Raw genomic sequence first — 26,854 nt, 5'->3', positions numbered from 1 at the left:
TGTCTCTTCTAATCAACTCTGATAAAGCCAAAGGGATATTGTGAAACCCATTACAGATCTAACTGACTATGATGATTTTATTAATGAGAACATCAAAGGGATATACCTTACAGAAGTAGTGGTTGCTGGTTATAAAAAATATCTGTAAAAACCTTACGAAGTACATATTAGAAATGAATGAACACATGTAAATTTAGAACAAGAAATAGCTACTATATTATCTTTCTATTCTCAAAAAAACGTATAAAAACCCATCTCAACTACAACCAGAGATGGGTTTTTTCCAAAACAATTCAATTTGGTTTTTATAAAAAAGGACTCTCGTGCTTCGCTTTCAGCATATTCCAGCGACGTTCGATCTCCGTTTCAAATTCCTTGAGTAAGGATTCATTCTCAGGGCGCAGCAGGTGTCTCGTTTTCCCTAACAATTGAAGCCATTCTGTCACTGGTACACGTTTGTTTTTCTCTTCGGGATTAAACGTGATCGTAGTTATACCCTTCTCTACTTCATATAGCGGGAAGAAGCAGGTAGTAACGGCCGTTTCCACGATAGATTTCCCCTTATCCTCTGGAGCTTTCCAGTTGAGAGGACAGCTAATTAAGATTTTGCCGTAAACCGTACCGACATGCTGTGCATACCATTGTGCTTTTGCCGCCTTTTTAATTAAATCCTGTGGAAAAGCCTCTGTTCCTGTAAAAACATAAGGAATGTTGGTTGCCGCCATGATTTGTACCGTATCTTTATGGTGGAACGCTTTCCCTTGTCGCCCTTCTCCAAGATTGGAGGTAGATGTCATATGTCCCATTGGCGTGGAGTACGACATTTGCGATCCTGTATTCATGTAGCCTTCGTTATCATATTCTAAGATGATTAGCTTATGATTGCGTAATGCTGTACCAATTGCAGGTCCCATTCCAATGTCCATACCACCGTCACCAGAAATCATGATGAAGGTTACGTTGCTCTGATCTACCTCAATTTCCCCTCGGCGTATGCGTTCCCAGAACATCTCCACGACACCTGAGAGTGTGGCAGAACCATTTTGGAATAGGTTATGAATATAATTAACCTTATGAGCAGAATATGGATAACCTGTCGTTACAACCATCGCACAGCCTGTATGGAAGAGAACGACAATGTCACCCTCAATTCCTTTAAAGAACATTTCTAATCCAGAAAAAATTCCACAGCCTGGGCAGGCACCGTGTCCTGGGGCGATACGCTTCGCTTTTTTGGTCAGCATGCGCATTGGTGGTACTTTTACTTTCAAGTCACCGCTCTCTTCATCTTGAGTAACTGTAATAAAGCCACTGGTTTGCTCTTTCGTCAATGGTTCAAGCACGCGTGTTGGACGAGCTTGTTCATCTCCAGGAGTAATGCCATGGTAGTCAAAAGAAGCTACTTTTTCTCCCTGTAATTTTTGTAAGCATAGTGTAAAGAACGCTTCTGCATCTGAAGCATAAAAGTCTTTACCTCCCAAGCCATAAATCCGCGTTAGGATAGTCGTATCAGCCTTAGCATCCAGCATAGCGGCTTTAATTTCATGACTTATATTCCCGCCATGTGCTCCATAGGAATCCGCCCGCTCCCCTACTAGCACCACTTTTACATGACGCAATGCTTCCTGCACAGCTTTTTTCGGAAAAGGACGGATGATATTTGGAGATACCACACCTGCTTTGATTCCTTTTTCCCGTAAGCTATCTACTACATCGCGGGCGGTATCAGACGCGGAGTTTAGCAAAAACAAAGCTACCTCTGCATCTTCCATTCTATATTCATCCAGCAAGTCATAGCGTCTGCCCGTTAGCTCCTCAAACTCCTTAGCCACATCAAGGAACACCTGCTCCGCCTCGTACATGGCTTGTGACTGCTGGTATTTGTTATTGATATAATCAGGATCGTTCATATATGGACCGATGGTAGTCGGGTTTTTCACATCAGTGGAGTCAACATAGACCGTATTTTCCCCGACAAACTGGGAAACATCGTCTCGATTTGTAAAATACTGCACGCGCCGCTTCTGGTGTGAGGTAAAAAAGCCGTCCGAGGCTACAATTACGGGTAAACGAACATCTTGATGCTCGGCTACACGTAGAGCAAATAGATTCATATCATAAACGGCTTGCGGGTCCTTGGCTAAGAGAATCGGCCAGCCTGTATTAAGTGCATAGTATAAATCAGAGTGATCTCCCCGTATATCCAATGGCCCTGACACTGCTCGTGTTACTAGATTTAAGACCATCGGGAAACGGGTACCGGATTGAACGGGCAACTGCTCCAGCATATACAATAATCCATTTGCTGAAGTGGCATTGAATACGCGTCCGCCTGCCGTAGAAGCTCCATAGCAAATCCCAGCCGATCCATGCTCACCATCTGCTGGTATCATGACGATATCATGCTCTCCATTTGCTTTCATCTCATCTAGATATTCAGCAATTTCTGTTGACGGAGTAATCGGAAAATACCCCATTACATGATAATTGATCTGAGCTGCTGCTTTCGCTGCCATTTCATTACCCGACCTGAAATCAACAGTCTCCGCTACACAGGCTGTGGGTTTTTGTTCTGGTGACGTTGTTGTATTTACACTCATGTCCCTAGCTCCTCCCTTTACGCTCTTACCATTGCAAATGAATGTTTAACGGCATGCTCACGTGCATATTGTTCTTCTTCTCGTTCACGAGTAAGCGATCCAGTTGGACAAACCTCCACGCACTTCATACAGCCCTTACAATATTGATAATCGATACCACGTAAAAACTGCTGGGCACGACCGCGTTTATCTTCGCCCTCTTCCCATACAAAACAGAAATCGGGACAGTGCATTTCACAGGCTGCACAGTGAATACATGTCTCTTCGTTAAAATGCGGTAGATAGCCTTGACGAGAGGTACTCAGATCCTTTAACACCGAGTTACCTGGATTTGTAATCACGCCCCCGATCGGCTGTGTTAGATAGCCAAGCACCGTCCCCTTGCTTCTTTGAATAGAGGATTTTCCTTCTTCCATATTTGTTGCCACGAATGTTGTGAGGGTCCCTTCCGCATACCCTGTATCAAATGTGCGTAGATTAGACTCAACTAGCTTAGGATACTTGGTTTCGAATGTTTCACGAATAATCTGTCTGACAGCCTCTGGACGTAGAAAATCTACAACTCGGCATAAGGCGCCCATCATCGCTGTATTAATACGTGTTTTTTCACGCAGAGAAATCCCTAAAGCGTCTACACATAGAATGGTTCCCGCGAGTAGCCCTGTTCGTTCTTTGATTTCTTCAGGCGTTTTCGTCGTATTCACGATCAGAATACCGTCTGATCCTAGGCCAGCCGTACAATTCTGTGTTGATAGCATTGCTTCATGAAATACACCCACTACATGCGGCTCATCGATAGGGGAAGTGGCACGTAATTTTGTTTCAGGATTGGCAAAACGGACGAAAGCTTTTACGGGGGACCCTTTTTTCTCTGACCCGTAGGAAGAAAAGTTGGAGCCATTCAGCCCCAGATGAATAACGCCAGCTTCTGCGAGCATTTTACCAGCTAAATTTGCCCCTAGTCCCCCGATTGATTCCAAACGAATTTCGTATAAGCCTAACTCATTCATCTTTGTCAGCCTTGTTTGTGCATTCAATTTTTACACCCTCCCATTATCCCTATGTAACATCCCTATATCATTACCTTGTCTTACCTGATCTAATGCCGGTTTAGAAATTGTGTTAGTCAATACTGTTTTTTATCTTTCTATCTTTCGTCATTTTAAGTTGTATTGCTAAGAAATATTGTGAAAAACATCACACAGAAAAAAGTTATCCTTCCTTTCCTTTTACATCTAGGAATTAATCCGTCTTTTCCAGCTTCTATTTCCATTAGGTAGATATTGAATTGTAATAGGGAAGTTATGTAAAATAGAAAAGTATGACATTTATGAAAGAGGAAAACTATTGTGGAGAATCGTTTAAGAGAATACGATTTTATTCGAGTCTTGTGCGTGCTGGGCGTTATTGCCATCCATGTGACATCGCATTTTGTTACTCGAACTGATTTCGCTTTTATTTGGAATCAATTATCACGCTTTGCTGTCCCCATGTTCATGCTTTTATCGGGATTCTTTCTTTTTTATCAGGATCGCAAGCTTGTGCTTCACCAACGACCATCCATGAAAAAGCGTATGAAAAGACTGATTATTCCTTACCTCTTATGGACAATCATCTATGCGCTGTATACCCAAAGTGGGTTGCTTCATAATCAGAATTATTTCATGTGGATCGATTATTTATTCAAATCATTATGGCAAGGAAAAGGCTATGTCCATCTGTACTTCATGTTAATTGTCTTTCAATTTTATTTGTTGTATCCATGGCTGCGCTCTTGGTATTATCGCTCACCTAACAGTATGCTCTTCGTTAGCTTTATCCTGACAGTAGGCATGCAATCGCTGATTTACCTCTCGCAGCATGATAAGGTTGGGTTTCTCCTGCCAAAATTATGGTGGTCCTATAGCATTCCTATCCCAGTCTGGATTTTCTTTTTCACGGCCGGCATGTTTTTAGCCCAATGCAGAGAACAATGGGAAAACTGGCTCAAAGGAAAAACCTTATGGCTGCTTCTGGCTTGGGCCCTTACATTTGGCCTGGTTGTGATGGATACAATATGGTCGCGTACCTATACCCTATCTATTAAGCCTAGCATCATTTTGTACTGCTTCATTTGCTTTTTCCTTTTTTATCATATGGGACGTTTGTTTTATCAGAAAAAAAATCCGCTTCACTCTATCTTTAATTGGATTTCAGAGCAATCATTTTTGATCTTTCTGTTGCATCCCTTGTTGCTCTCCTATTTATCCTCATTAGCTGTGACAAATAAGCTTGAGTTTATGTGGAAAGGGAACCTTGGGATTGTAAATCAGTATTTGATTACGGTCATAGTTACTTTGCTAATTACCTACCTCTTGTCCCGCTTTTCTTGGATACATCTTTTGGGCGGGGTTCCTCCCAAAAGGCGAGCGAAAGGCATAGCGGCAAATGTAACACATACACCCAACCAAACAACCTAAATGTAAACATCGCTTTCGATACAAAAAAAGATGCTTGAAATAACTTCCTTGAGTCATTTCAAGCATCTTTGTATTTTCCTCTTACCATCATGGATTATGAATTGCATTGTATTCCTCAATCAGCGGATTTGCATCATAATCCCGAGCTATCTTCCATTGCTCGCCCTCTTTTACCAAATCCATCTGTCCATTCGTTGTTATGACTTTATTCTGCTTACCGTCAGCATAAGCTAATTCCAGCTCCATGTTATAATGGTAGGTTATTTTGTCCATTTCCTCGGCGGCTTTCTCCATAGTCAGCTTCTTGAGCTTGATGTTAGCTTGCCTCCCTCTGGCCACCTCATAGCTAAGCAATTGTTCACGGTTCTTTACATGCGATTCAAAGGCTTTTTCAGTTAGATAGGGTTTGACCGCATCGTTCATTGCTGCAAGCTCAGTCACATTCATCTTTTGTACATCTTTTTCAGTCTTGAAATCCCCAACCTCATACTGTGCCTTCTTAAAATTCATAGCGATTTCCAAGGCCTGCTGCTCCATTGTGGAAGTCGAACTAGGGGTTGAACAGCCTTGAACGAGCAAAAACATCATCATTACAAGCATACCTGTAATTCTGAAACGCCCCATTAACATCACCTCCTATGCCTATATTTTATCAATTTCAGATTATTTTTTCCAATTTTACGCAAAGGTCGTGTCCCCTTTAATCAGGTGACACGTCCATACATTAGCCTATAAAATAGGAGATAATAACCGTGCAATCGACTCCTGAAAACGGAGTAGACGTGGACGGTTGTTGTATTCTTCTAGCGTCAGCTCCGTGCAATGAGAAATATCCTGTAAAAAGATTTCCTCCAGTTTTCTTGAGGTTTGACTGTCATAAATAATTGCGTTCACTTCAAAGTTTAGCTTGAGACTGCGAATATCTAAGTTAGCTGTACCGACAGTTGCTAAACTGCCGTCCACCATCATTGTTTTTGCATGCAAAAATCCCTTTTCATAAAGATAACAACGCGCTCCTGCCCCTAATAACTCACCTATGTATGAAGAAGATGCCCACTGAACCAATCGATTATCTGAACGTTTCGGAATCATGATCCTTACATCAATACCCGAAAGTACAGCGATCTTCAAATCGTTTAATAAGCTTTCATCTGGTACAAAATACGGTGTTTGCAGGTATAGACTTTTTTTCGCAGAATGAATCATTTTTAAATAATTGTATTGAATACGCTGATATCTGGAAGTAGGGCCACTTGTGACTACTTGTAGGGCAACCTGTCCAGACCCCCTCCATCTCGGAAAATGCTCCTCTGTGTAAAGAATGTTTTGACCTGATGCCAGATTCCAGTCAAGCAAAAAAGTGATTTGTAACGACGAGACTGCCAATCCCTCTATTCGAAGGTGCGTGTCGCGCCAATCGCCTAGCACTTGATCTAGGCCAAGATACTCATTCCCTACATTAAAACCACCAACAAAGCCAATTTTACCATCCACAACGGCGATTTTTCGGTGATTACGATAATTCAAACGGAAATTAAGATAAGGGATAGGGGAAGAGAAAAAGACCGCCACTTCGCCCCCTGCCTGCTTTAATTCATCAAAAAAATTCTTTTTGATGCCAAGCGAGCCAATATCATCATATAATACTCGGACTTTTACTCCTTGTTTTGCTTTTTTTACAAGGAGATCAACTAATCGACCTCCTAGCGCATCCTGACGAAAGATATAGTACTGCAAATGAATGTGATCTGTCGCCTGCTCCAAGCTGGCAAATAAGGCTTCAAACTTTTCCTTCCCGCTTGTGTATATCTCTACTTCATTGTCTTGGGTAAGTAACGTCTTATTGGTAGTCACATTCATATAGACGAAATCACGATAAGTCTCCACCGAGGCATCCTGATAAACAAGCTTATCCTGCTGAAGCTTCTGTTTTTGCCATCTGACCATATCATTAAGGGTTTTATTTTCTCGCTGATTGATCCGATACAATTTACGCCCACTTAAATTGCGCCCCAAAATCACGTATATGAAAAAGCCTAAACCAGGAATAAAAAATAGAACCAAAATCCAAGCCCAGGTAGCCGTAGCATTGCGTCGCTCCAAAAAGATGAGTGCCATCGCTAGGAAAATGTTAATGACAGATAAACCGAGATAAATTTGGCTGATGGGCCCCATGTATAGTTAACACCCCGCTGACTCTTACATTCCTTTATGTTCTACCTCATATAAGGGTTTATGTATGATTTCTATTTTATCATGTCCTTCCTTTTCCAGCATGTATGGAAAAAAGAAGCGCCCATTCATGAGCGCCTCTCACAACCTTCTAGCAGACAATTTTACAACGACGTCTTCTTCTGTGGTGTCTATGATGTCTACGGTGATGTCTATGGTGTTTACGGTGATGTCTATGGTGTCTATGATGTCTTCTGTGTCTTCTACGTCTTCTTCTCAAGTCGCGAAGAGCGCGTCTTAGGAAACGTTTTGCGCGACGGATATTTCTTCTCGCTCTACGAACATCTCTGTTACTGACACATCTGCGTCTGCGTCTTCTTCGTCTGTGACATGATGACATAACTTGATCACCTCTACTTGTAGTTTTGGGGAACGGTCGAGAAAATAATAATCTCCTAGACACTTCCAAAGCTTAAACAATATCCCCACTAACATACAATGCAAAAGGTATGAGCTTCGATACAGACAGATATGCTGAGTCAAAGGCCTAAATTTATTTCTACCCAGTTATCTTTCAACTGTGCTTCTTACCAACGAAAATAGGCCTAGTCGAAAGCATAGATTTATTAGCTAGATGAATGAACATGCATCCGTTTATATATGGAAAAAATCAAATTTCTACTAGAAATATCAAATTGTGGTTTAAACCTTAAAATAACCTTAATAACATAAAGCTATTCTTAATTATTACGTTTTTTTATTGTTTTTATCTGATTTCCTTATATAATTTGCCATAGGTTGCAATTCTGTCAAAATAAAATTTTGCATTTCTTCTCACAAATAACGTTCGCCATACGTTATTTTTTTTTATGCAGGGAGATTTGGGAGATTTATGCCCGATGTTGTTCATGAAACTGATCAATTTGCTGTAAAAAACAGCGCATGGTATTTGTCAGAAAGGAGTCTTTTCTGCGGATGAATACTGTTGTTACCTGATTATATCCCTCAGGTAATGTAAAATGACGGATGTTTCCTTCCGAATGTAATCGCAACACCGTTGATTTTGGTACAAGTGAAACGCCAAGCCCTGACTCTACTACTGCTAAGATCGTTTCCAACGTGCCAAATTCCATTATTTTGGTAGGCGTGATCCCTTGTGTTGATAACCACTGAGTCAATCTCGCCCGATACCCGCAGCCTGATCGGAATACGAGGAGCGGCCTGCTTTTACATTCCTCTAATGTAAGAATGCCTTTTCCAGCCACTAACACAAGCTCTTCCTCCATGACATGCTCCTGTACAATATCTGGATGCTGTATAGGTCCACTTACAAAAGCCCCGTCTAACTGATATTGTAGTACATCACTTACTAGATGCTGTGTAACTCCTGACACTAAAGATAAATCGACCCGCGGGAACTTTTTGTGATAAGACGACAAGATGATAGGCAGCGCCGAAACGGTTTCAACCGAGCCAATCAGCAATGGTCCAGATGGGTCCTCGCTGGTTTGAAAGGACTGCTGCATTTCTTCCATTAACGCCAGCATTTTTTGGGTATAGCCTAGCAGCTTACGCCCGTCTTCATTTATCGTCACGCCTCGACGGTGTCGATGAAACAGCGATGTTCCTAGTTCCTTTTCTAGCTGCTGAATCCGAGCCGTAACGTTTGATTGAACATAATTTAAGCGTTTGGCGGCCTGGCTCACACTACCTTCCTCGGCTACTATTTGAAAAATACGCAGATCGCTTATTTCCATTCTCTCTTCCTCTTTCTACACCTTACATTTGATATCAATTATAGTGATAGCTAATATCAATTTCAATCATTTTACATGATAGTGTTTTCGACATATGATGTTCAACGTAAGATTTTTTAGAGAGAGAAAGGTAGAGAGAGAAAATGAAGACAGACAACATCATGAGGGGAGCCTTCCTTTGCTTAGTAGCAAGTGTAGCTTGGGGGGCTATGTTTCCAGTTGCAGAAAGTGCATTTGAATTTATTGATCCATTTTATTTCTCTGTTATTCGCTATTCTGTTGTTTCCCTCATTTTACTTGGTTTATTAGTCTGGAAAGAGGGTTTAAAAGCCTTACGTTTGGAAGGTCGTGGATGGTCCTTGTGGTTTTTTGGGACAATGGCTTTCACCGGCTACAATCTATTAGTATTTTGGGGACAAAATCAATTAGGGACCTCAGGGGTCATTCTGGCCTCCGTCATGGAAGCATTGATGCCAATGCTGTCTGTGTTGGTTCTATGGATTTATAAATCAAATAAACCAAAACCGTTTACGATCGGTTGCATCGCAGTAGCTTTAGTAGGGGTATTTATGGTAATTACAAAAGGAGATGTAAAAGCCTTTTTAGTTGGTGGAAGCAGTATTTTCGCTGTCCTCCTTATCTTCATCGGAGTGCTAGGATGGGTAATCTACACAATTGGAGGCAATCACTTTACTACCTGGTCCGTTTTACGCTATTCCACATTAAGCTGCGTTCTGGGCACCTTCACTTCGGTAGTAGTGGTTCTATCTCTAACCGGATTACATTTTATACATGTGCCTACAATGAGCTCAATCCTAGCTGCTAGCAATGAATTTGCTTTTATGATTATTGTTGCTGGTGTGGTTGCTTTGATTAGTTGGAACGCTGGAATTAAGCTGTTATCACCAATTAACGGAACCTTATTTATCAACTTTGTACCTGTTACCACATTTATCATTTCCGTTATGCAAGGCTATAACATGACTATTTATGATGTAGGTGGCACAATGCTAATCATTATAGCCTTAGTATGTAACAACATGTATCAACGTAAGCAAGCAAAAGAGCTAGTGCCTACACGCGCATCCGTAGTAAAATAAATCTAAAAAATTTCCCCTCGAATGCTTTGCTAATATGGCAAAAGACAATCGAGGGGATTTGTGTATAACCAAAAAGGAATAACCTAGTAACTGTTTAACCACGAGTACGCTCCACCTGTTTATTGAGCCATTCTAAGCAATCCTGCATGACTTCCTTTCGATTTATGTCATTTAACAGCTCATGTCTACCTTCTTGATATAATTTATAAGACATTTGCTGTAATTGTAGCTCCTCATACCTTTCTACAAGCTTGCGAACTCCTTTGCCTCGCATTCCTACTGGGTCCTGATCACCTGCAATAATAAAGACAGGCAGGTCTTTCGGTATTTGTTGCAGATATGGCTTTTGTTGAATCTCGCGTAGCATTTTAAAAAAGTCCCGATAAAAGCTGGTAGTCGATACCCCGCCACAGTAAGGATCGTCAATAAATTTATCCACTTCAATCGGATCTCTGCTCAGCCAATCAAACTGTGTACGCGGTGACTGAATATGACGATTAAAGCTACCAAAGGCTAAGGAATCGATCCATCTACTGCGGTATTGATCCCCACGCATAGCTGTAATGAGATGGGTAACCCCTAATCCCACAAGTAATTCTACTCCGCGACTGCCATTACTGCCTGATAAAATAATTCCGTCTATCAACTGTGAAAATTCATACATATATTTTTGACCTAAGAATGAACCCATACTATGAGCAAACAAAAACAAGGGCTGATTCGGTTGTTCATCATGAATGATCTGACTAAGCTGAGCCATATTATTGACCATCCATACAAATCCATCGTGTCCCACATAGCCCAATTTCTCGATACTACCTGCTGTTTTACCATGTCCGCGATGATCATTTGCATACACCATATAGCCTGCATCTGTTAAAAATCTAGCAAAACGTTCATATCGTTGGGCTGTTTCTGTCATGCCATGAGCAATTTGCACGACTCCCTTCACTTCTTCCTGATTGTCAGGAGACCAATGATAAACGAAAAGAGTAAAGCCCTGTTTATCCGTAAAGGTAAAGGTCCTTGATCTCATAACTGATCTTCCTTCCTGTATCTGCCTCACTCCAATTAGTGTATCAGGTTTTTAAGGTAAGCGAAATTAAATAAGGTGAAGGCAATAAGCTGTTATGATCGGCTAATATTTTGACCATACTGAAAAGCAAAACGATGAAAAAGGAGCACTCCGCCATGGCACATTTTCAATTTGTCTGGGATGATCCGCTTGTGAAGACCCATCCACAAATCTGGCAGGGAAATCGCTACCAAATTACTATCGAGCCTTACGAGGACCACTCCTATTTATCATTGTGGGAAAACGGACAAATCGTTCGTTGGATCGATCCGTCAGGGCCTGCTTTTCATTATCAATCATTACATTTTCTCCCCTTTTCATCACAAGTGTTAGCCTGGGGGGAACAAACGGTTACCAAAGGTGTAAAGCCCTGCCTTCATTGTCGTAGATACCACTTATTAGACTCCCTAGCAGCAAGAAAAATGCATCCTTATCCCCCGCTATGTCGCAACTGTCGCTGTGCATCTCTTATAACCAAATCCTACTCTACTTATCATTAGCCTTGTCTATAAAGCAGAAAAAGAGAGGAGACAATTGTCCTCTCTTTTTGATGTTACTTTGTTCCCTCATGCTGAAGTCCATTCTTATCTTTCCATTTTTTATTCAATATCTTTTCGATCTTGCCGCTAACCTTGAGCTTTATTTCATCTGCCTTTTCCTGAGAAAGATGTCCATCCTCTACAGCTTTCTCAATACGCTCCATATATGCTTTTTGTAAAAGAGCTGCCACTGCCTGCGTAGAAACTCCTTGGCTTTGGGCAATCTCATTTAGAGATTTTCCGCTTATCCAAGTTAATTTCAATTGCTCCCTATCCATTTTTAGCAACGTAAGAAGCTCCTGATTCTCCCACGGTGCTAGCTTTCCTCTCCTGATATGCTTTCTCTTTTCATCACGAAAGGTACCTTCTACAAGGCGAGTCGCTCTTTTCGTAGCATGTTCTTTTACTTTCTCAGCACGTTCCTTCGTCATGCGGCCATTCTTTACTGCTTCATCGAGCTTGGCCATGTGTTGCATTTTAAGTAGTTGGATCACCTTTGCTTTATCGACACCGCGACTATTAGCTATGTCAGCCAAACTTTTTCCTTTGTTTAATTCAGTAAGCAATTGCTCTCTAGATAGGTGTAATAGGGATTGCAGCGCAGAGTTATCTATGAAGTGATTTCGATGCATGATCTCAGTAGGAAGGGGGACAGGGGCAGCTACAAAATAAATCGTACTAGATGGTAGCATTTCTTGTGTTGCATCAGCAGAGCTTGTGCTAAAAAGGAACGCAGTAGCAGTAAATATCAAACCCCAGGAAGCTTTATATAGCATAAACAAAAACATCCTCTCTAAGAATCAGTAATGGTCTTTAAAACAATCCCATCATCTGGGTTCTTAGTTAGGAATGTGGAATTATCAGCAAAAATATACGATATGTCAGCTTTGATTTTTTCATGGACAGGATCAACAGTGCTCTCTCTCTTCCATTTGTCTACTCTTCTTATACTGCTGAAAGCGTTGACTTTGTAGTTGGAGCACGTATTCATCCAGTTCCTTGCTTAAAGCCACAACCGTTGGATGAGAAAAACTACCTTTCTCTTGAACTAGAACAACCAGTTGTTGTTGCAATGTGATGACCATGTCTTTGATGGGAGGGGCATGCTTCAATATTCCGCTCACCTTATCTCACAAACCTTTCTCCAGCAATTTAAAATTTTATATAATGATAAAGTAACGTGATAAGTTACAGGTGTTTTCCATTTTTTTATCACTTTTTCTTAAAATAGAAGAAAAAGAGCTGCCACCCAATGTCATGAGCGACAGCAACACCTACTTTCCATTTTTCTATTTTGGTCTAGCTCCGTTATCACAAATTCTACCCTGATCTGTGCCATGATTATCTTTTTCAGTGCTATTCTCAGTACAGTTGTTATCTTTCTCTTTATCGTTGTTTCCAAGTCCTGTACCGCTGCTGTAATCAATCGGTTTAGCGCCATTGTCTGCTAGTGCCGCTGTTGGGGCTGTAAACGCCATTACTAATCCAATAACGATTAACACTTTTTTCATGCGAATTCACCCTCCTTCCATTCTTTTAACAAATTCCAATAGAGACGCTGTTGTTCTTGAGTTGCATGAATTCTATGTGTTTCAAACATATAAAGCAACTCCCCTAGTTCTTGTTGCTTCTGAAGAGAGAGTGCTTTATTTATTGCTTTTAACAATTGATCGATTCCCTCTTTATACAAAGCTAGTTCGAAATACATTTGAGAGGCAACCTGAAAAAGATTAAAACGATATTTGTTAATTAATATATTTTCCTCAGGGGCTAAACGCTTGGCAAACATCTCAAAAATATGACGGGCTAACAGTGCTCGATTAGCATCTAATAGCTTCCTGATGACAATCGACAGACCTGATTCTCGCTGATCCTGCTGAGATAGCCAGCTTACATAGGTCAGAAGGTTGTCCAAATCACCTGAGGTAATTTCGATCATCATACGATTCCCGTATCCGACATTCTGAAACGGTTTATACTTAGAATACAGATCGGTTAGACGCATAGCCTCCTGATAGTCCTCTGTTTCCTTTAGGGCAAAGCTTTTAATCATCAGACAGTGATTATAAATGTCAATATTCTGACCTTTTGCCAGCTTCTCTAAGATATCGGCATAATGCAATACCTTTTCCCAATCGCTAGCAATATAAAAATACATCATTACTCGATCATAGGCTTTGATTTTTTCCTGTAGCGGCAATCGATTAATGACAGATAGTAGCATTACTAATTTTTCATAAGATTCTTTTACATCAAAGCGCATAATATAAAAGATTCGAAAATAGCAAATGGCTAATTGCTCCGAATGATAGTCAGCCTCATTGTTTACATAATAATTATAGAGAAAAAGAGCTTGCTGATACTCTGATTCCTTATAAGTGGGAACTCCAGGATATTTTAACTCTGCTTGTTCAAAAATAGAATCCGCAATCGTATAAATCACATCGAGCTTTTTATTATCCTGCTCCAACAGCATTTCCAATAGCTGAAACGCTATATCATACTTCCCAACCTCTAGGCAACGCCTTAGAAACTTTTCGTATTTGTCCTTAATAAATACCAAATGGACACTTTTGAGCCGCTGTTCGATGCACTCTCCAAAAAACAGATGATAAAAAGCCCCTTCTTCCAATTCAAACACTACGGTCAATTTATCTAAGCTCTCCAGCGTAAACGAATGGTTACCATTAATGGCCTTGGTAAATCCGCTTCTTTCAATGGAAATCAGCTGGGCTGTTTCCGCTTGCGTCAATCTTTTTTGTTTCATATGCTTGCGGATCGTATCGCGTAATTCCTCACGCGTCCATTCCAGTTCGGAACGAAACACTGTTCATCCCCCCCAGCTCTCTTTTCCTCCAACATAAATCTACTAACCTAGCCTTAATTTTACAATATTTTACATGGTTTTGCTACCTTTTTTGATGCATCAAACCTGTTTCAAAGCTTTCTTTGTAAATATAAAAATGAAGCCATTAACATCGCAAACCCTGCTGAATTTTGATACAATAAAAAGAAAACCTGTTAGCTAAAGGAGATTTCAAAATGGCTCACTTCGCTGCAATTTTACATATGAAAAATCCAGAGAAAAATCAAGAATTTCGCCCTCATCATCTTGAATATCTCGAAAAGCTAAAAGCAGAAGGCAAAATCTTCGCGAAAGGGCCTTTTGCCGATGGTTCAGGCGGAATGGTAATCTATATTGCTGATACGTTAGAGGAGGCTACACAAATAGCTGAATCTGATCCTTATGTAGTAGAAGGTGTACGCCGTCTGGAATTGCATCAATGGAATATATAGGAAAAGCTACAAAGAAAAACCGCTCAGCAGTCGTTTGAGCGGTTTTTGTGTATGTCCATAGGTAACAAAAAAACAAATATACATGTAAATCGGGATTCTTTTATTTATTCACGGGTTACTTTTAGACCGCTTACATCTTTTTAAAGGTCATCTAGCTTTTTTGGCAATCTTGTTTTCCTGCCGCTTACTCTTTGTCAGCCTCAATACAGCAGTAGGTTTTGTTTTTATTTAATTCATGGATACGTTCTAGCATCGCTTGCATCTGCTCTAGTAACGGTCCAAATTCCTCCATAGAGATCGCCGTACTTTCCACTAGGGCATTTTTAATCCCATTCGCTCTGCTTTGAAGCTGTTTCCCCTTCTCTGTAATTGTAATATTGACGGTTCGCTCATCAGTGGTAGAGCGCTCCCTTTTCACTAGCTCCATAGCTTCCAGTCTTTTTAGCATCGGTGTCAACGTACCTGAATCCAAATAAAGGAGCTGCCCTAGCTGCTTCACCGTACAGGAATGCTCGTCCCATAAAATTAAAAGCACTAAATATTGTGGATAGGTAAGTCCCATTTCTTCTAAATGCGGGCGATACAACCGACAAATCTCACGAGAACAGGCATAAATCGAAAAACATAGCTGTTGATCTAGCGCTAGCATTTTCTTGTTATTCATGATTTGTCTCCCCTCTTTTTACACTTCCAATTCAATTGTACACAATTTAGTTTTTGACAAATTAATCTTATGTCAAATATAATGAACGTGTCAATTCATTAACAGACAATTGACCGCGTTACTAAAGTGGTTCAATTTGTACATTAACACATTTTTGGTATCAACGTACCAAAATATTCAATACATCATGGAGGGTACAGACTATGACTACAAAAGCAGCACCTGCACATATGCAATTACCTTACTATATCAACGGTGAGTGGAGAAACAGCTCCTCTAACGAAACTGTTAAAATATATTCCCCGTATAAAGACGGAGTCGTTGGCGAGGTACAAGCTATCACTCGCGAAGAAGTAGACGAAGCCATCAAGTTAGCGGCTGAAGCACAAAAAGCTTGGGCTGAATTAAGCATTCGTGAACGTGCTACCTATCTCTATAGATGGATTGACGAGCTTTTGGCTATGAAGGACGAAATTGCTGATATCATGATGCAAGAGGTGGGTAAAACCTTTGCTGATGCCCAGAAGGAAGTGGAACGCTCTGCGGATCTCATTCGCTACAACATTGAAGAAGCTATTCATATGTACAACGAAAGCATGAGTGGTGAAAACTTTCCTGGTGGTTCAAAACAAAAAATCGCTATTGTTGAACGTGTTCCACTTGGTGTCGTTTTGGCTATTTCGCCATTCAACTACCCGGTTAACCTGTCTTCAGCTAAAATTGCACCAGCATTGATGATGGGTAATGCAGTAATCTTCAAGCCTGCAACACAAGGAGCTTTGAGTGGTATCAAAATGATTGAAGCCCTACACAAAGCAGGAATTCCGAAAAACATTGTAAACGTAGTAACCGGACGCGGCTCTGTGATTGGTGATTATTTGGTTGAGCATAAAGGAATCAACATGATTACCTTTACAGGCGGAACAGCTACTGGTTATCACATCGCAAGCAAAGCAAAAATGGTACCACTTGTGATGGAGCTTGGCGGTAAAGATCCTGCTATCGTGCTTCCAGACGCTGATTTAAAATTAGCAACGGGTCAAATTATCTCGGGTGCCTTCTCTTATTCCGGTCAACGCTGCACCGCCATCAAACGCGTGCTAGTTCAGGATGAAGTAGCTGATCAGCTAACGGATATGCTAGCATCAGAAGTAGCAAAGCTATCGATCGGTTCTCCGGAAGACAAAGCAACTGTCGTGCCTGTAATCGACACGAAATCTGCTGATTACATTCAAGGTCTCATTGACGACGCGATCGAAAAAGGTGCTAAAGTTTTGACTGGCAACAAGCGTGAGGGCAATTTGATTCATCCAACCCTGCTAGCAGACGTAACGCTTGATATGCGTGTAGCCTGGGAAGAGCCATTCGGTCCTGTTCTGCCAATCATCCGAATTAAAGACGCAGAAGAAGCGATTGAGATTGCAAACAAATCCGAGTTTGGACTTCAAGCAAGTGTCTTTACGAATGATATTAACAAAGCATTCCATCTGGCGAAAAAGCTAGAAACAGGCTCGGTGCAAATTAATGGACGTACAGAACGCGGTCCAGACCACTTCCCATTCATTGGAGTAAAAGGTTCTGGTGTAGGTGTACAGGGTGTCCCAAAAAGCCTGCAATCCATGACACGTGATAAAGTTACGGTCTTGAACTTACAATAATATCCGCTGCGTTTTTACAATCTAGTTTTCATTAGACGCATACAAAAAAAACGCCTCTTTTTGATGAGACATGCTCATCATAAGAGGCGTTTTTTACTTACTTGATATTAATTCCATCAGACTAAAAAGAATTCATCTGGGTTGGGACCAAAACGTTGATTTTGATTCAGATCATTGATTCTGCCCATATCTTCATCTGACAATGCAAAGTCAAACAAAGCTGCATTCTCCATAATACGATGCTCTTTAACCGACTTTGGAATAATAACAACACCATTTTGCAAATGCCAGCGAAGCACGATCTGAGCTGGTGTTTTTTCGTATTTTTGTGCCAATTTAGCCAAAACAGGATGATCTAAATTTCCTTGCATCAATGGGCTCCAAGCTTCGACCTGAATGTTGTTCTGTTTGCAATATGTAAGCAGTTCCTTCTGGCTCAGGAGCGGATGCAATTCGATCTGGTTGACCATCGGCTTCACTTCTGCCGTTTTCATCAATTCTTCCAAATGATGCTTGTGGAAATTGCAGACACCTATTGCCCGTACCTTTCCATCCTTGTATAGCTTCTCCAATGCCTTCCATGTATCTGCATATTTGTCTGTACCCGGCCAATGGATTAAATACAAGTCAAGATAGTCCAGGCCAAGCTTTTTCAAGCTTTCATCAAAAGCAGCTAGCGTCGTATCGTAGCCCTGATCGCTATTCCATACCTTAGTAGTTATAAATAATTCTTCACGGGGAACTCCAGCTTCAGCAATTGCTTGGCCAACCCCTTCTTCATTCTTGTAGATCATAGCAGTATCAATACTTCTATATCCGTGCTGAATTGCTGTTTTCACTGCGTGAACAACCTGAGCTCCATCATCTACTCTCCATACACCAAGACCAATCCAAGGCATTTTCACTCCATTTTGGAGTACTGTACAATCTGCGAGATGTTTTATCACTGCTGTTCCCCTCCTCAGCTTTTTAAAAGTGCTGTATGTAACAGCAACAGTTTCATTGTAGCATGTAGAGAATCCATTTATCACCTATTGTGTGTGTTACCTTCTATATTTTCATACATCGAAACGTGTTTAGCATAATTGCATAGCAAAAAAAGAACCCATTTATCATGTAAACGGGTTCTTGCAAGTTGTTTTATTCGTCAAAACGTATCTATTATTTAGAAATTAGTTTGGTTAATTCTGTTGTCTCCGTTAGACGAATAGGTTTGTCGGTATAGGTTTTACCATCTTCGCTATAGTACATTCTGTCACTATCGTTTCCAGAGAAGACAAAGATATCGCTCTTAGAAGTAACCTTAACCGTAGTATTTACTTTCTTGTCGCCTTGTTTTTCTTTGGCCACAATTTCATGCTCTACTGGCTTATCATATACATATTCAATCGCTAGACCTAATTTGGTTGCTTTCTCAATGCTTAGCTCTGTTTCCTGGGTAGGAACGATTTCTCCCACGATACCTACACGTTTGTTCGTCAATTCAACAATTTTTTTGAAATCCGCATCCGTAGATTTTAAAGTCTTTTTGTTACCGTATTTATATACGTTAATTTGACTAGGTTCAGGTAAGCCTTTACTGTCCTTTATTGGCTCCCCTTTAAAATCATTATTAGCTTTTGTTTCCGCTGGTGCCGGTGCTGGTGCCCCTTCTGGGTTTACTTTAGTAGGTTGAGCTTTTTCTCCTGAGTTATTGGAGCAAGCTGTAAGCATAGCACATGCTAGTAGGACAAGCAGGGTCCCCTTCATTTTTTTCATCTTCCTCATCACCTTTCTTTGGACTGCAACTTCTATAAAGAAAGCTGCTGAATGAAACATGCCTTCTATTTTAACATTATTAGCCTGTAATGTGTAACCATCCAAAAACTGCCTTCCTGATTATGTAATAAAGCATTTTCTAGTTTTCCGGATTTCCGATTCCATTTATTTGATTTACCACCAAAAAACCCCTTTGAATCTGAAAGATATATTCTCTAATGACAGCAACAGGATGATTGGAAGACAATCGAATCATCCTTCCATAAAAAAATGACCCCAATGAAGAGGGATCATTCGTGATGGTTTTGTAAATAAAGATTGATTAGGAAACAATGAACAAATTTGCGGGAACTGGCACAATGGTTTTTAATAGATGTCCGTTTTGTCCAGGCAATGCTAGGCGGCCACTACTCCCTATTAAATTGTTACCGTTGCTTTCGGACAACAACCTGACCTGTACCGGTTTTATCACATACATCCATTGTATGAATTTTCGTGTTTTATCTTTTCAGGCTTGTCTTGCCTTGTAGCAACTAGGATCACCATGTAGCATTTAGATGTAGACTTACCTCATGCTCTTTATTTGTTTAAAAATATGCCCACATACTTCCCACAACATCTTTACCTTTTTTAGGAAATTCCGTGCTACTCTGTTGCTTTGGAGCTTGTCTGTCCCTTACACTAAGATAAGAGAGCGTTTTTTGTTTAAAACGAAGAGATGTTCCTTGGCTTTGGTCGGCGGAAGGGACCTCTCTTTTTTCATGCTCTTTTGATTTCTGGGAAGTTTTATTCCCATCTGTAGGTTCATCTGCCCATACGAGTGCCATCTTGAAATCCTCCATTCTGTCTTGTGAGTTTCGCATTCCGTTAATTTCTACATACATGCTACACAATACTTCCTGTGATAAATAAGATATTTTCTATTTTATCTTTTTATTCTAAAGAATGTTCCGCCAAGAATATATCAATTGAAAATGTTGAAACGTATGACAAATTGTGCCATTATTCGACAAAGCGACATAATTTTCAGTAAACTGTCTCCATTCCCATAAAAAAACCGCAGGATTAGCTCCGCGGTTTTTGCTTAAAAATTCTTGGATTTGTTTTTGGCCGGTAAGAATTGTTGTTCTATCTTTTCATAAAGTGCAAGTAGCCGTTGTATAAAAGCAAGCCTTGGTACAGCCCAATACACAAACAAGGCCGAGACGATGCCTAATAATGCCCCTGTTATGACATCAACTGGATAATGAACACCTACCCAAACACGAGAGAGTCCTACAAATACAGCGAGGACAAGCCATAGCCAGCCTTCTTTTTTACGCATAAGCCAAAAAGAAGCACAGATGGAAAAGAACAAAATCGAATGATCACTTGGAAACGAATTATCGATCGCATGTTCAACGAGCTGATTGACATCCTGAAGTACCGCAAATGGCTGGTAATGCGAATAGAACAGTCCCGCTAATTTTCCAAGTATTTCGGCAATGATGAAGGTAATCATCGCTTGAATGACCATCATTCGATTTCTGTGATTGCGAGTAAACCAATAGACGAGTAAACCCAATCCTAAAAAATACACCATATATTCTGCAATAAAAACCACACCCGGATTTAAAACAGCATACTGTTTCCCTACATCATTAATGGCTCGAAAAACATCAATGTTTAACTCAGAAACGCTCATTTTTGACATTCCCCCTATATAAAATAGCAATAATAGCACAACAAGAGAGACGATAATCAATGAACATCCACCTTGTTAACATACACCGTGGTTATAATGAATCCAAGAATCGATGTAAGCAAAATAGATAAATAGGAGTATACGGGAGCATATTCAGCAACAAACCGATTAATAGCCACTGCATGTACCGCTGAATAAGGAAACAATACCCGATATTCTGAATTTGCAAGTGCGACGTTTGCCATCGTGATAACGGCAGTAAATATAATGGTAGGAACATAATTTTTAAACAGAAAGGTTACAAGCATAGTTGGCGTTGACAACAGAAACAGTAGAAATCCACCCATGATATATTGGGAAAAGGATTGTATTAATAAAGCGGTACTTAAACCTTCAAACTGTCCAATACATCCTAAAATCAAAGTCAGTCCCCAAGTCATTATTGTTAATAGTAAAATCCAAATCAACAGTAAAACTAATTTGCTTAGAATAAAGCTAGTTCTCGATACGGGGATGGTTAGCAGGTTTTTTAATGTATCTTCCACATACTCCCGATTAAAAAGGTAAGCAGTAATCACTCCATACAGAAGTGTTCCTATGAGTAAAAGTGTATACAAATTCGTATTGTAAAAGGCTTCTTGAAATTCAACAGATGCATGAGGATTTTTCATTTTCATATTTAAAAATCCGATAAATACCATAATCGGAGCTGAAGCCGCTCCTATCATGCTGACAAAAAACATTTTCGCTCTCTTAAGCTTTAGAAGTTCAACATAAAGCAAATTACCCAATAGTCCCACCTCCAATTAACTTCGTGAAGTAATCCTCTAGCTTATCTTCGCTCATCGTTATCTTACTTACTTCAATTCCATTCTCTACAAACAATCTGTTCATCTTCCCCTGTTGGCCAAAGTGTGAATACACCCTGATAATTCCGTCTTCGTGCACCCGGTAATCAGATATTTGAAGCTGGTCCTCCATCAGCATAGCTGCTTTATTATCGTTAGATACCTGGAACTCAAGGTATTTCCGATTTCTAACTCTAAGCTCTTCAAAGGAGATTTCCTCAAGCAGTCTCCCCTCATGAATAATTCCGATCTGATCTGCCAGTTGTTCTACTTCTGATAAAATATGACTAGAAATCAAAATCGTTATATTTCTTTCTTGGGCTAGAGATTTAATCAGTCTTCGTATCTCTTTAATGCCAATCGGGTCTAAACCATTGGTTGGTTCGTCTAATAGTAACAGCTCAGGATGATGCAGAATGGCTCTAGCAATCCCTAAACGTTGCTTCATTCCCAATGAATATTTACCGACCAGCTTTTTCGTCTCATGTTGAAGTCCAACGATCTCTAAGGCTTCCTCTATTGCATTTTTCTTATGAACACCCATGAGCTTTGCATTAATAAACAGATTTTCTCTAGCTGTTAAGTTTTCATAGAATCCTGAGGACTCCACAATAGAACCTATTCTTCTTAAAATCTCTTTCTTTTTTTTCAGTAAATTCTCCCCGAATATTTCAATCGTCCCCCGAGTGGGTTTTATTAAGCCTAACAGCATACGAATGGTAGTCGTCTTTCCTGCACCATTCTGACCGAGAAAACCATAAATCTGTCCCTGCCCTACATTCATCTCAAGGTTATTTACAACGATCTGCGTACCATATGCCTTTGTTACATCCGTGGTTTTAATGATTACACTCATGTTGTCCCCCTGCTATTAAACGATTATCACTAGCATTCATAGTTTCATGATAAGCAGACGAATTTAATTGCCTCTTAATTCGTTCTTAATTAATTCTTAAATTCCATTCCATGCTGCTTTTGCTTGGAAATAGAAAAGCCAAAGGTCGTTTTTATTTCCGGCTCACTCTCGACCCATATCTTTCCTGAATGTTTTTCTACAAGGCTCTTAGCTATAGCCAAACCTAGTCCACTACCCCCATGTAATGAGTTTCTCGCGCGATCTGTACGATACATCCTATCAAATACATGAGGTACGTCTTCCCTAGAAATCCCCGGACCCTTGTCCCATATAGACAACTGGTACTCTTTGTCGTTCTCAGTCAATTCAATGCCTAGCACTTTCCCCTTTTTCCCATACTGCACAGCATTTTTGATCATGTTATTCATAATTCGGAACAGACTCAGACGATCAGCCACGATCAGGCATTTCTCTTCAGGAATGCAGACCTTCAGCTCCATCTGATATGTTTTTAGCTCAGGCAAAAATTCAATTAATGATTCCCTAACCATTTCAGCAAAGTCGAGCAATTCTAGCTGTAAAGGGATTTCATCCGCATCTAATTTCGCCATATGGAACATTTCATCAATTACATGTTTCAAACCGCTCGATTTCTTTGAAATGATCTCCAGATATTCTCGTCTCTCCTTGTCTGAAGTAGCCACATTATCCTTTAGAGCATCAACATATCCAATCATAGAAGTAAGAGGAGTACGAATATCATGCGAAATACTAGATAAAAGACTTCTTCTGGCTGCTTTTGATTTTATCGCCTGAACTTGAACTTTTTCTAGCTGGTCAATTAATTCGTTCATGCAAAAGATCATTTCATTAAATAAGTAATCCTCATTAGCCAATAATCTTGTCTGGAAATTTCCATGAGTCGCACGTCTTAGCTCCTCAATCATCCTCTTTACTTTCGTCAGGAATTCGAGCCTTATGACAATAAGAAGTCCTGTTATTACAAATAAAACAGTAAATAACCCTCCTCTCAGGAAGCCTTCAGTGAGTCCCTTTACATCTATAAATAGGAAGCATGTCATGATGATGAGCTGAAGGAGAAGAAGGAAGGTTATTTTGTCATATCTCATTTTTTTCACCTACAAACTTATAGCCAATTCCCCAAACGGTCTGAATATACTTTGGTTCGGATGGATTCGCTTCTATTTTCATTCTCAGCTTTCGAATATGTACCATAACCGTATTGTCATCTTCTACGTATTCACTATTCCAAACCTGACGAAAGAGCTGTGTCTTCGTAAAAACCTGTTCAGGATGAGAAGCAAAAAATTTCAGTAGTTCAAATTCCTTGGCTGTTAAGCTTATCATTTCTCCAGCTAAATGTACGGTATATTTTTTAAGATCAATTGTAATGCCTTTAAACGTTAGTAATGTGTTTTCCTGAGAACGATCATCGCTACCTAGTATTAGAAATCTTCTCATAATAGCCTTAACTCTAGCCACCACTTCATTTATACTAAAGGGCTTGGTAATATAATCATCTGCCCCCATACTCAGACCCAAAATTTTATCAATCTCATGATCCTTAGCAGTGAGCATTAGAATCGGAATGTTCGTTTTATTTCGAAGCCTTCTGCATACTTCGATCCCATCAATCTTTGGCATCATTACATCTAAGATCAGGAGGTTATATTTCTTTTTTTCAAACATCTGAAGAGCTTCTTCTCCATTTACTGCCACATCAACCTGATATAACTCTCTTTCCAAATATTTGCGTAGTAAATCTCTAATTTCTTTTTCATCATCGACAATAAGAACCCGAATCTCTTCCATATTTTCACCCGCTTCTTTTCTCTTCTACGCATTATACCATCTCCGCAGGCAAAGACCTTACTTTCGAGAGGACGAGAAATACTGCGTGATGACATGATTTTTTGGCCAAAAAAAAGAGCGCCTCATTACGATAGCGCTCTTATCGAAAATTCATAATATTAATGACCAGGATCAACTACAGTTGGAATAACTTTAAAAGCAGTTATGTTTGAGTCCGTTGTTTTGTATAAAGGAACCACATTCATCGCGACTAATAAAGTTAAGGATAATACCGTTGCAACAACCGTCTTTTTCACTCCATTTTCCTCCTCTAGTTACCATTTTTTTCTTACAGCCCCATTATACACTTCATTTAATCTTTTTACATATTCAATATCTACTGACATTAAATTTTTTGCAAAATATTCAAAAATATGTTTCATACACTCTGTTAATTCCTGATAGGCATTCACTTTTTTAAATGTACCTAAACTCAACAAATAGCTTTCTTTTCCTTGCTCAGGAAATCCGCTTTCCATCATAAAATTCCCTTTGAATTGGTAGAATGTTCCGATTGAAATATGCTGATAGGGAGTTTGAGGATGATGAAGCATACATTCCTCTTCTTTGGTCAGCAATTCTGCAATAGAATTCATGTCGCTCGTTTGAAAATATACATCAAATAATTCATTCGCCACATGTATTTTAAGGTCCTTGCTAACCTCAGCTAGACAATCCTTTAACATGGGAATCGCTACATCAAATTGCTTCGTTTTTGCTTTCACAATAGCACGAGTAATTTTCGTAGCATCCGGGACAAAATGATACGGGTATTGCTCGAAAACATCCAAATGATGCTCTACTTCATCATAATTTTCTAAAAATAACAGAGAGTTAATCATAGCTAAGTGGGCTCTCGCCTTTAATTCTGTTCCCGGGGTTCCTTCTTTCAGGCCCAACTTACATAACTCGATGCACTCGGCAAATTTCTTCGTGTTATGAGCATGCAATGTCATTCTAAAATAAAAAGTTATTTTCTCTTCATCAGATAAAAAATCCACATAATATAATGATTCTTCTCCTACTCTAAACGATTCTTCCAAACGTTTCAAATCTTCTCTCTCAATTAAGTATTTTTGATATAATCCTTTTGCAATATACATGGGTACTCCATGGCCTCTGGCATAGGTAATAATGATATTATAGAGGGTTAACCGAATGTCTGTATTCATGTTCTTATTCGCAAGCTGGTATAAATGTTCTAATAGTGTATATGTATCCTCCTGAGGAGACTCAAGAAGTTTATTCGCCACTTTTGTGAGTAAGGAAAGGTTGGAAATTTCAATGGATTCTGATAAAAATACATCCAGCACACTCACTCGTTGTTCCATTTCAATACAACATTCAATGATCTCCTCACAAGGGATTTCTAAAACATCTGCGATTGGTTTTAAGGTTCGTAACTCTGGACGCTTCGTCTCACCACTTTCTATTTTGGAAATAACCCCCTTACTAACCCCAGTCACTCTGGATACCTCTGATAAACTGATGCCTAGCTCTGTTCTTTTTGCTCTTATCAGCTCCCCGATTGTTTGGGTAGTTTTACTGTCGACCATATGAATCCCCTTCCTATATGAATAGAACGTAGCATTTTTTATTAATTTTAACCCTTCTGTATATTTCTGTAAATAACAATAAAAAATAATGGATTGATTAATGGTATTTTATTATGCTTAAAGGATTATCCCTGATAGATTCCATTCCTATGAATTGAAGTTAAAAATTGATCACGATTCACTAGTTATAATTCAGCAGGATTTTGGGGTAATACATGTTGCGCTAACGGAATGTCCTGAAGCACGAAAAGGCTGCCGATAGTCCCCCGCCGACAGCCTTTCATTTCAGCACGAGCTAGTACATATTACGTAGGGTACATTCACTCTACTTTGACTGCTAAAAGATAGGTTCTATGTATATTCAAAACAAATCACCGCTTTTTCCAAATCCCGATCGTTCTGGAAACACACACTGTAAATGAATCGAACAAATAGGCAGGAAATGCTTGCGGTGTTGTTCTATCTCGTCATAAAATACGTCTTCATACGCTGGAAAATCCTTGAAAAACGCTTGAGGAATTTTCATTTGATAACGCCGCTCCCTTTTCAAAGTTTGTTTCTCTAGCCGTATATGTACATAAACACGAAACATTTCATTTATTATAAATTCACTAGAAACCACTAGCAATATTCTGTCTTAACAAATTGTTTACAAATGCGATTCAAGATTTAATTCACCAATATGGGGAAAGCGTCTTCCATCTGGTTTGTATGATTGTCAAAAACCATGCACTGGCAGACGATATTACCCAGGAGGTATTTATCAAGGCTTATGGCAGTGTCGAGAGCTTTCGTGGCGAGCTTCCCTGTTCCGAAAAAGCCTCCTATCAAATGAATGTATTTCGCCGCTTTGAAGAAGAACATACATATAGCGGCTCTATCCCCATCATACCGTAATGACAAAAATGACAGACCAAAAGCCAGATATCCGTTACTGGGGACCTCTGGCTTTTGGTTCA

The 26,854-nt window shown here is 39.8% G+C and carries 28 protein-coding genes; 6 read left to right on the top strand and 22 right to left on the bottom strand.

Going from position 1 to position 26,854, the window contains the following annotated elements; all coding sequences use genetic code 11:
• Window positions 1-305: 305 nt before the first annotated feature.
• Window positions 306-2,600, bottom strand: a complete 2,295-nt coding sequence (locus BRLA_RS04915) for a thiamine pyrophosphate-dependent enzyme (protein ID WP_003335138.1) — start codon at window positions 2,598-2,600, stop codon at window positions 306-308.
• A gap of 17 nt (window positions 2,601-2,617) precedes the next feature.
• Window positions 2,618-3,637, bottom strand: a complete 1,020-nt coding sequence (locus BRLA_RS04910) for a 2-oxoacid:acceptor oxidoreductase family protein (RefSeq protein WP_003335139.1) — start codon at window positions 3,635-3,637, stop codon at window positions 2,618-2,620.
• A gap of 312 nt (window positions 3,638-3,949) precedes the next feature.
• On the opposite strand from BRLA_RS04910, the gene BRLA_RS04905 reads away from it, so the two are divergent.
• Window positions 3,950-5,059 (top strand): acyltransferase, encoded by a 1,110-nt coding sequence (locus BRLA_RS04905; protein WP_003335140.1) that lies wholly within the window; start codon window positions 3,950-3,952, stop codon window positions 5,057-5,059.
• Window positions 5,060-5,146: 87 nt separating this feature from the next.
• On the opposite strand, the gene BRLA_RS04900 is transcribed toward BRLA_RS04905, so the two are convergent.
• The 3 genes from BRLA_RS04900 to BRLA_RS04890 all read right to left on the bottom strand — a co-directional run bounded on the left by BRLA_RS04900 (window position 5,147) and on the right by BRLA_RS04890 (window position 8,988).
• Window positions 5,147-5,683: a hypothetical protein gene (locus tag BRLA_RS04900; RefSeq protein ID WP_003335141.1), complete on the bottom strand. Its 537-nt coding sequence runs from the start codon at window positions 5,681-5,683 to the stop codon at window positions 5,147-5,149.
• Window positions 5,684-5,788: 105 nt separating this feature from the next.
• Complete coding sequence (gene cls, locus BRLA_RS04895) at window positions 5,789-7,234, bottom strand: cardiolipin synthase (protein ID WP_003335143.1); 1,446 nt, start codon at window positions 7,232-7,234, stop codon at window positions 5,789-5,791.
• 887 nt (window positions 7,235-8,121) lie between these two features.
• Window positions 8,122-8,988: a LysR family transcriptional regulator gene (locus BRLA_RS04890; RefSeq protein WP_003335144.1), complete on the bottom strand. Its 867-nt coding sequence runs from the start codon at window positions 8,986-8,988 to the stop codon at window positions 8,122-8,124.
• A 143-nt stretch (window positions 8,989-9,131) separates the two neighbouring features.
• Here BRLA_RS04890 and BRLA_RS04885 point away from each other — a divergent pair, with 143 nt between their 5' ends.
• A complete protein-coding gene (locus tag BRLA_RS04885; protein ID WP_003335145.1) occupies window positions 9,132-10,088 on the top strand; it encodes a DMT family transporter in 957 nt (318 codons plus the stop codon).
• Between the two features lie 94 nt (window positions 10,089-10,182).
• On the opposite strand, the gene BRLA_RS04880 is transcribed toward BRLA_RS04885, so the two are convergent.
• Window positions 10,183-11,124, bottom strand: a complete 942-nt coding sequence (locus BRLA_RS04880; protein ID WP_003335146.1) for an alpha/beta fold hydrolase — start codon at window positions 11,122-11,124, stop codon at window positions 10,183-10,185.
• Between the two features lie 155 nt (window positions 11,125-11,279).
• On the opposite strand from BRLA_RS04880, the gene BRLA_RS04875 reads away from it, so the two are divergent.
• Entirely contained in the window at window positions 11,280-11,663 is a 384-nt protein-coding gene (locus BRLA_RS04875) for a hypothetical protein (protein ID WP_003339056.1), read from the top strand.
• Between the two features lie 53 nt (window positions 11,664-11,716).
• On the opposite strand, the gene BRLA_RS04870 is transcribed toward BRLA_RS04875, so the two are convergent.
• From BRLA_RS04870 to BRLA_RS04855, 4 genes are all read right to left on the bottom strand, one after another.
• Window positions 11,717-12,478, bottom strand: a complete 762-nt coding sequence (locus BRLA_RS04870; RefSeq protein ID WP_003335148.1) for a hypothetical protein — start codon at window positions 12,476-12,478, stop codon at window positions 11,717-11,719.
• 132 nt (window positions 12,479-12,610) lie between these two features.
• Window positions 12,611-12,814 carry an aspartyl-phosphate phosphatase Spo0E family protein gene (locus tag BRLA_RS04865; RefSeq protein ID WP_003339057.1) on the bottom strand — a complete coding sequence of 68 codons (204 nt, stop codon included), beginning with the start codon at window positions 12,812-12,814 and terminating at the stop codon, window positions 12,611-12,613.
• A gap of 177 nt (window positions 12,815-12,991) precedes the next feature.
• Window positions 12,992-13,213 carry a hypothetical protein gene (locus BRLA_RS04860; protein WP_003335151.1) on the bottom strand — a complete coding sequence of 74 codons (222 nt, stop codon included), beginning with the start codon at window positions 13,211-13,213 and terminating at the stop codon, window positions 12,992-12,994.
• On the bottom strand, window positions 13,210-14,529 hold the full coding sequence (locus BRLA_RS04855) for a helix-turn-helix domain-containing protein (protein WP_003335152.1): 1,320 nt from the start codon (window positions 14,527-14,529) through the stop codon (window positions 13,210-13,212). Before BRLA_RS04855 ends, BRLA_RS04860 begins: the two co-directional genes overlap by 4 nt.
• A 215-nt stretch (window positions 14,530-14,744) precedes the next feature.
• On the opposite strand from BRLA_RS04855, the gene BRLA_RS04850 reads away from it, so the two are divergent.
• Window positions 14,745-14,999 carry a YciI family protein gene (locus BRLA_RS04850; RefSeq protein ID WP_003335153.1) on the top strand — a complete coding sequence of 85 codons (255 nt, stop codon included), beginning with the start codon at window positions 14,745-14,747 and terminating at the stop codon, window positions 14,997-14,999.
• A 184-nt stretch (window positions 15,000-15,183) separates the two neighbouring features.
• Here the strand turns inward: BRLA_RS04850 and BRLA_RS04845 are convergent, their stop codons facing one another.
• Window positions 15,184-15,663: a MarR family winged helix-turn-helix transcriptional regulator gene (locus tag BRLA_RS04845; protein ID WP_003335155.1), complete on the bottom strand. Its 480-nt coding sequence runs from the start codon at window positions 15,661-15,663 to the stop codon at window positions 15,184-15,186.
• Window positions 15,664-15,866: 203 nt separating this feature from the next.
• Here BRLA_RS04845 and BRLA_RS04840 point away from each other — a divergent pair, with 203 nt between their 5' ends.
• Window positions 15,867-17,321: an NADP-dependent glyceraldehyde-3-phosphate dehydrogenase gene (locus BRLA_RS04840; RefSeq protein WP_003335156.1), complete on the top strand. Its 1,455-nt coding sequence runs from the start codon at window positions 15,867-15,869 to the stop codon at window positions 17,319-17,321.
• Window positions 17,322-17,437: 116 nt separating this feature from the next.
• On the opposite strand, the gene BRLA_RS04835 is transcribed toward BRLA_RS04840, so the two are convergent.
• From BRLA_RS04835 to BRLA_RS24160, 11 genes are all read right to left on the bottom strand, one after another.
• Window positions 17,438-18,268: an aldo/keto reductase gene (locus BRLA_RS04835; protein ID WP_003335157.1), complete on the bottom strand. Its 831-nt coding sequence runs from the start codon at window positions 18,266-18,268 to the stop codon at window positions 17,438-17,440.
• A gap of 214 nt (window positions 18,269-18,482) precedes the next feature.
• The gene (locus BRLA_RS04830) at window positions 18,483-19,079 is read right to left on the bottom strand and encodes a hypothetical protein (RefSeq protein WP_003335158.1); all 597 of its coding nucleotides are present in this window, start codon (window positions 19,077-19,079) and stop codon (window positions 18,483-18,485) included.
• A gap of 587 nt (window positions 19,080-19,666) precedes the next feature.
• The gene (locus BRLA_RS04825) at window positions 19,667-19,906 is read right to left on the bottom strand and encodes a hypothetical protein (RefSeq protein ID WP_003339062.1); all 240 of its coding nucleotides are present in this window, start codon (window positions 19,904-19,906) and stop codon (window positions 19,667-19,669) included.
• 257 nt (window positions 19,907-20,163) lie between these two features.
• On the bottom strand, window positions 20,164-20,763 hold the full coding sequence (locus BRLA_RS04820; protein WP_003335161.1) for an undecaprenyl-diphosphatase: 600 nt from the start codon (window positions 20,761-20,763) through the stop codon (window positions 20,164-20,166).
• Window positions 20,764-20,819: 56 nt separating this feature from the next.
• Entirely contained in the window at window positions 20,820-21,554 is a 735-nt protein-coding gene (locus BRLA_RS04815; protein WP_003335162.1) for an ABC transporter permease, read from the bottom strand.
• Window positions 21,547-22,467 carry an ABC transporter ATP-binding protein gene (locus BRLA_RS04810; protein ID WP_003335163.1) on the bottom strand — a complete coding sequence of 307 codons (921 nt, stop codon included), beginning with the start codon at window positions 22,465-22,467 and terminating at the stop codon, window positions 21,547-21,549. The genes BRLA_RS04815 and BRLA_RS04810 overlap by 8 nt, the downstream gene beginning before the upstream one ends.
• Window positions 22,468-22,556: 89 nt before the next feature.
• The gene (locus BRLA_RS04805; protein WP_003335165.1) at window positions 22,557-23,597 is read right to left on the bottom strand and encodes a sensor histidine kinase; all 1,041 of its coding nucleotides are present in this window, start codon (window positions 23,595-23,597) and stop codon (window positions 22,557-22,559) included.
• Window positions 23,587-24,300: a response regulator transcription factor gene (locus tag BRLA_RS04800; protein ID WP_003335166.1), complete on the bottom strand. Its 714-nt coding sequence runs from the start codon at window positions 24,298-24,300 to the stop codon at window positions 23,587-23,589. The genes BRLA_RS04805 and BRLA_RS04800 overlap by 11 nt, the downstream gene beginning before the upstream one ends.
• A 158-nt stretch (window positions 24,301-24,458) precedes the next feature.
• Window positions 24,459-24,596 carry a hypothetical protein gene (locus BRLA_RS24165; RefSeq protein WP_003335167.1) on the bottom strand — a complete coding sequence of 46 codons (138 nt, stop codon included), beginning with the start codon at window positions 24,594-24,596 and terminating at the stop codon, window positions 24,459-24,461.
• A gap of 18 nt (window positions 24,597-24,614) precedes the next feature.
• A complete protein-coding gene (locus BRLA_RS04795; protein ID WP_003335168.1) occupies window positions 24,615-25,895 on the bottom strand; it encodes a helix-turn-helix domain-containing protein in 1,281 nt (426 codons plus the stop codon).
• 361 nt (window positions 25,896-26,256) lie between these two features.
• Window positions 26,257-26,421, bottom strand: a complete 165-nt coding sequence (locus BRLA_RS24160; RefSeq protein WP_003335169.1) for a hypothetical protein — start codon at window positions 26,419-26,421, stop codon at window positions 26,257-26,259.
• A 119-nt stretch (window positions 26,422-26,540) separates the two neighbouring features.
• On the opposite strand from BRLA_RS24160, the gene BRLA_RS04790 reads away from it, so the two are divergent.
• On the top strand, window positions 26,541-26,792 hold the full coding sequence (locus tag BRLA_RS04790; protein ID WP_272898005.1) for a sigma factor: 252 nt from the start codon (window positions 26,541-26,543) through the stop codon (window positions 26,790-26,792).
• Window positions 26,793-26,854: the final 62 nt, after the last annotated feature.

Origin of the sequence: Brevibacillus laterosporus LMG 15441 (genome assembly GCF_000219535.2) — a bacterium.
Classification (GTDB): domain Bacteria; phylum Bacillota; class Bacilli; order Brevibacillales; family Brevibacillaceae; genus Brevibacillus_B; species Brevibacillus_B halotolerans.
The sequence above is the reverse complement of the archived record's forward strand: the minus strand, read 5'-3'. Positions and strand labels throughout refer to the sequence as shown.

Coding starts and splice junctions, on each gene's coding strand:
- BRLA_RS04915 (WP_003335138.1), bottom strand. CDS start 2,600: ATGAGTGTAAATACAACAACGTCACCAGAACAAAAACCCACAGCCTGT.
- BRLA_RS04900 (WP_003335141.1), bottom strand. CDS start 5,683: ATGGGGCGTTTCAGAATTACAGGTATGCTTGTAATGATGATGTTTTTG.
- cls (WP_003335143.1), bottom strand. CDS start 7,234: ATGGGGCCCATCAGCCAAATTTATCTCGGTTTATCTGTCATTAACATT.
- BRLA_RS04890 (WP_003335144.1), bottom strand. CDS start 8,988: ATGGAAATAAGCGATCTGCGTATTTTTCAAATAGTAGCCGAGGAAGGT.
- BRLA_RS04885 (WP_003335145.1), top strand. CDS start 9,132: ATGAAGACAGACAACATCATGAGGGGAGCCTTCCTTTGCTTAGTAGCA.
- BRLA_RS04880 (WP_003335146.1), bottom strand. CDS start 11,124: ATGAGATCAAGGACCTTTACCTTTACGGATAAACAGGGCTTTACTCTT.
- BRLA_RS04875 (WP_003339056.1), top strand. CDS start 11,280: ATGGCACATTTTCAATTTGTCTGGGATGATCCGCTTGTGAAGACCCAT.
- BRLA_RS04870 (WP_003335148.1), bottom strand. CDS start 12,478: ATGCTATATAAAGCTTCCTGGGGTTTGATATTTACTGCTACTGCGTTC.
- BRLA_RS04860 (WP_003335151.1), bottom strand. CDS start 13,213: ATGAAAAAAGTGTTAATCGTTATTGGATTAGTAATGGCGTTTACAGCC.
- BRLA_RS04850 (WP_003335153.1), top strand. CDS start 14,745: ATGGCTCACTTCGCTGCAATTTTACATATGAAAAATCCAGAGAAAAAT.
- BRLA_RS04845 (WP_003335155.1), bottom strand. CDS start 15,663: ATGAATAACAAGAAAATGCTAGCGCTAGATCAACAGCTATGTTTTTCG.
- BRLA_RS04840 (WP_003335156.1), top strand. CDS start 15,867: ATGACTACAAAAGCAGCACCTGCACATATGCAATTACCTTACTATATC.
- BRLA_RS04830 (WP_003335158.1), bottom strand. CDS start 19,079: ATGAAAAAAATGAAGGGGACCCTGCTTGTCCTACTAGCATGTGCTATG.
- BRLA_RS04825 (WP_003339062.1), bottom strand. CDS start 19,906: ATGGCACTCGTATGGGCAGATGAACCTACAGATGGGAATAAAACTTCC.
- BRLA_RS04820 (WP_003335161.1), bottom strand. CDS start 20,763: ATGAGCGTTTCTGAGTTAAACATTGATGTTTTTCGAGCCATTAATGAT.
- BRLA_RS04810 (WP_003335163.1), bottom strand. CDS start 22,467: ATGAGTGTAATCATTAAAACCACGGATGTAACAAAGGCATATGGTACG.
- BRLA_RS04805 (WP_003335165.1), bottom strand. CDS start 23,597: ATGAGATATGACAAAATAACCTTCCTTCTTCTCCTTCAGCTCATCATC.
- BRLA_RS04800 (WP_003335166.1), bottom strand. CDS start 24,300: ATGGAAGAGATTCGGGTTCTTATTGTCGATGATGAAAAAGAAATTAGA.
- BRLA_RS04795 (WP_003335168.1), bottom strand. CDS start 25,895: ATGGTCGACAGTAAAACTACCCAAACAATCGGGGAGCTGATAAGAGCA.
- BRLA_RS24160 (WP_003335169.1), bottom strand. CDS start 26,421: ATGAAAATTCCTCAAGCGTTTTTCAAGGATTTTCCAGCGTATGAAGAC.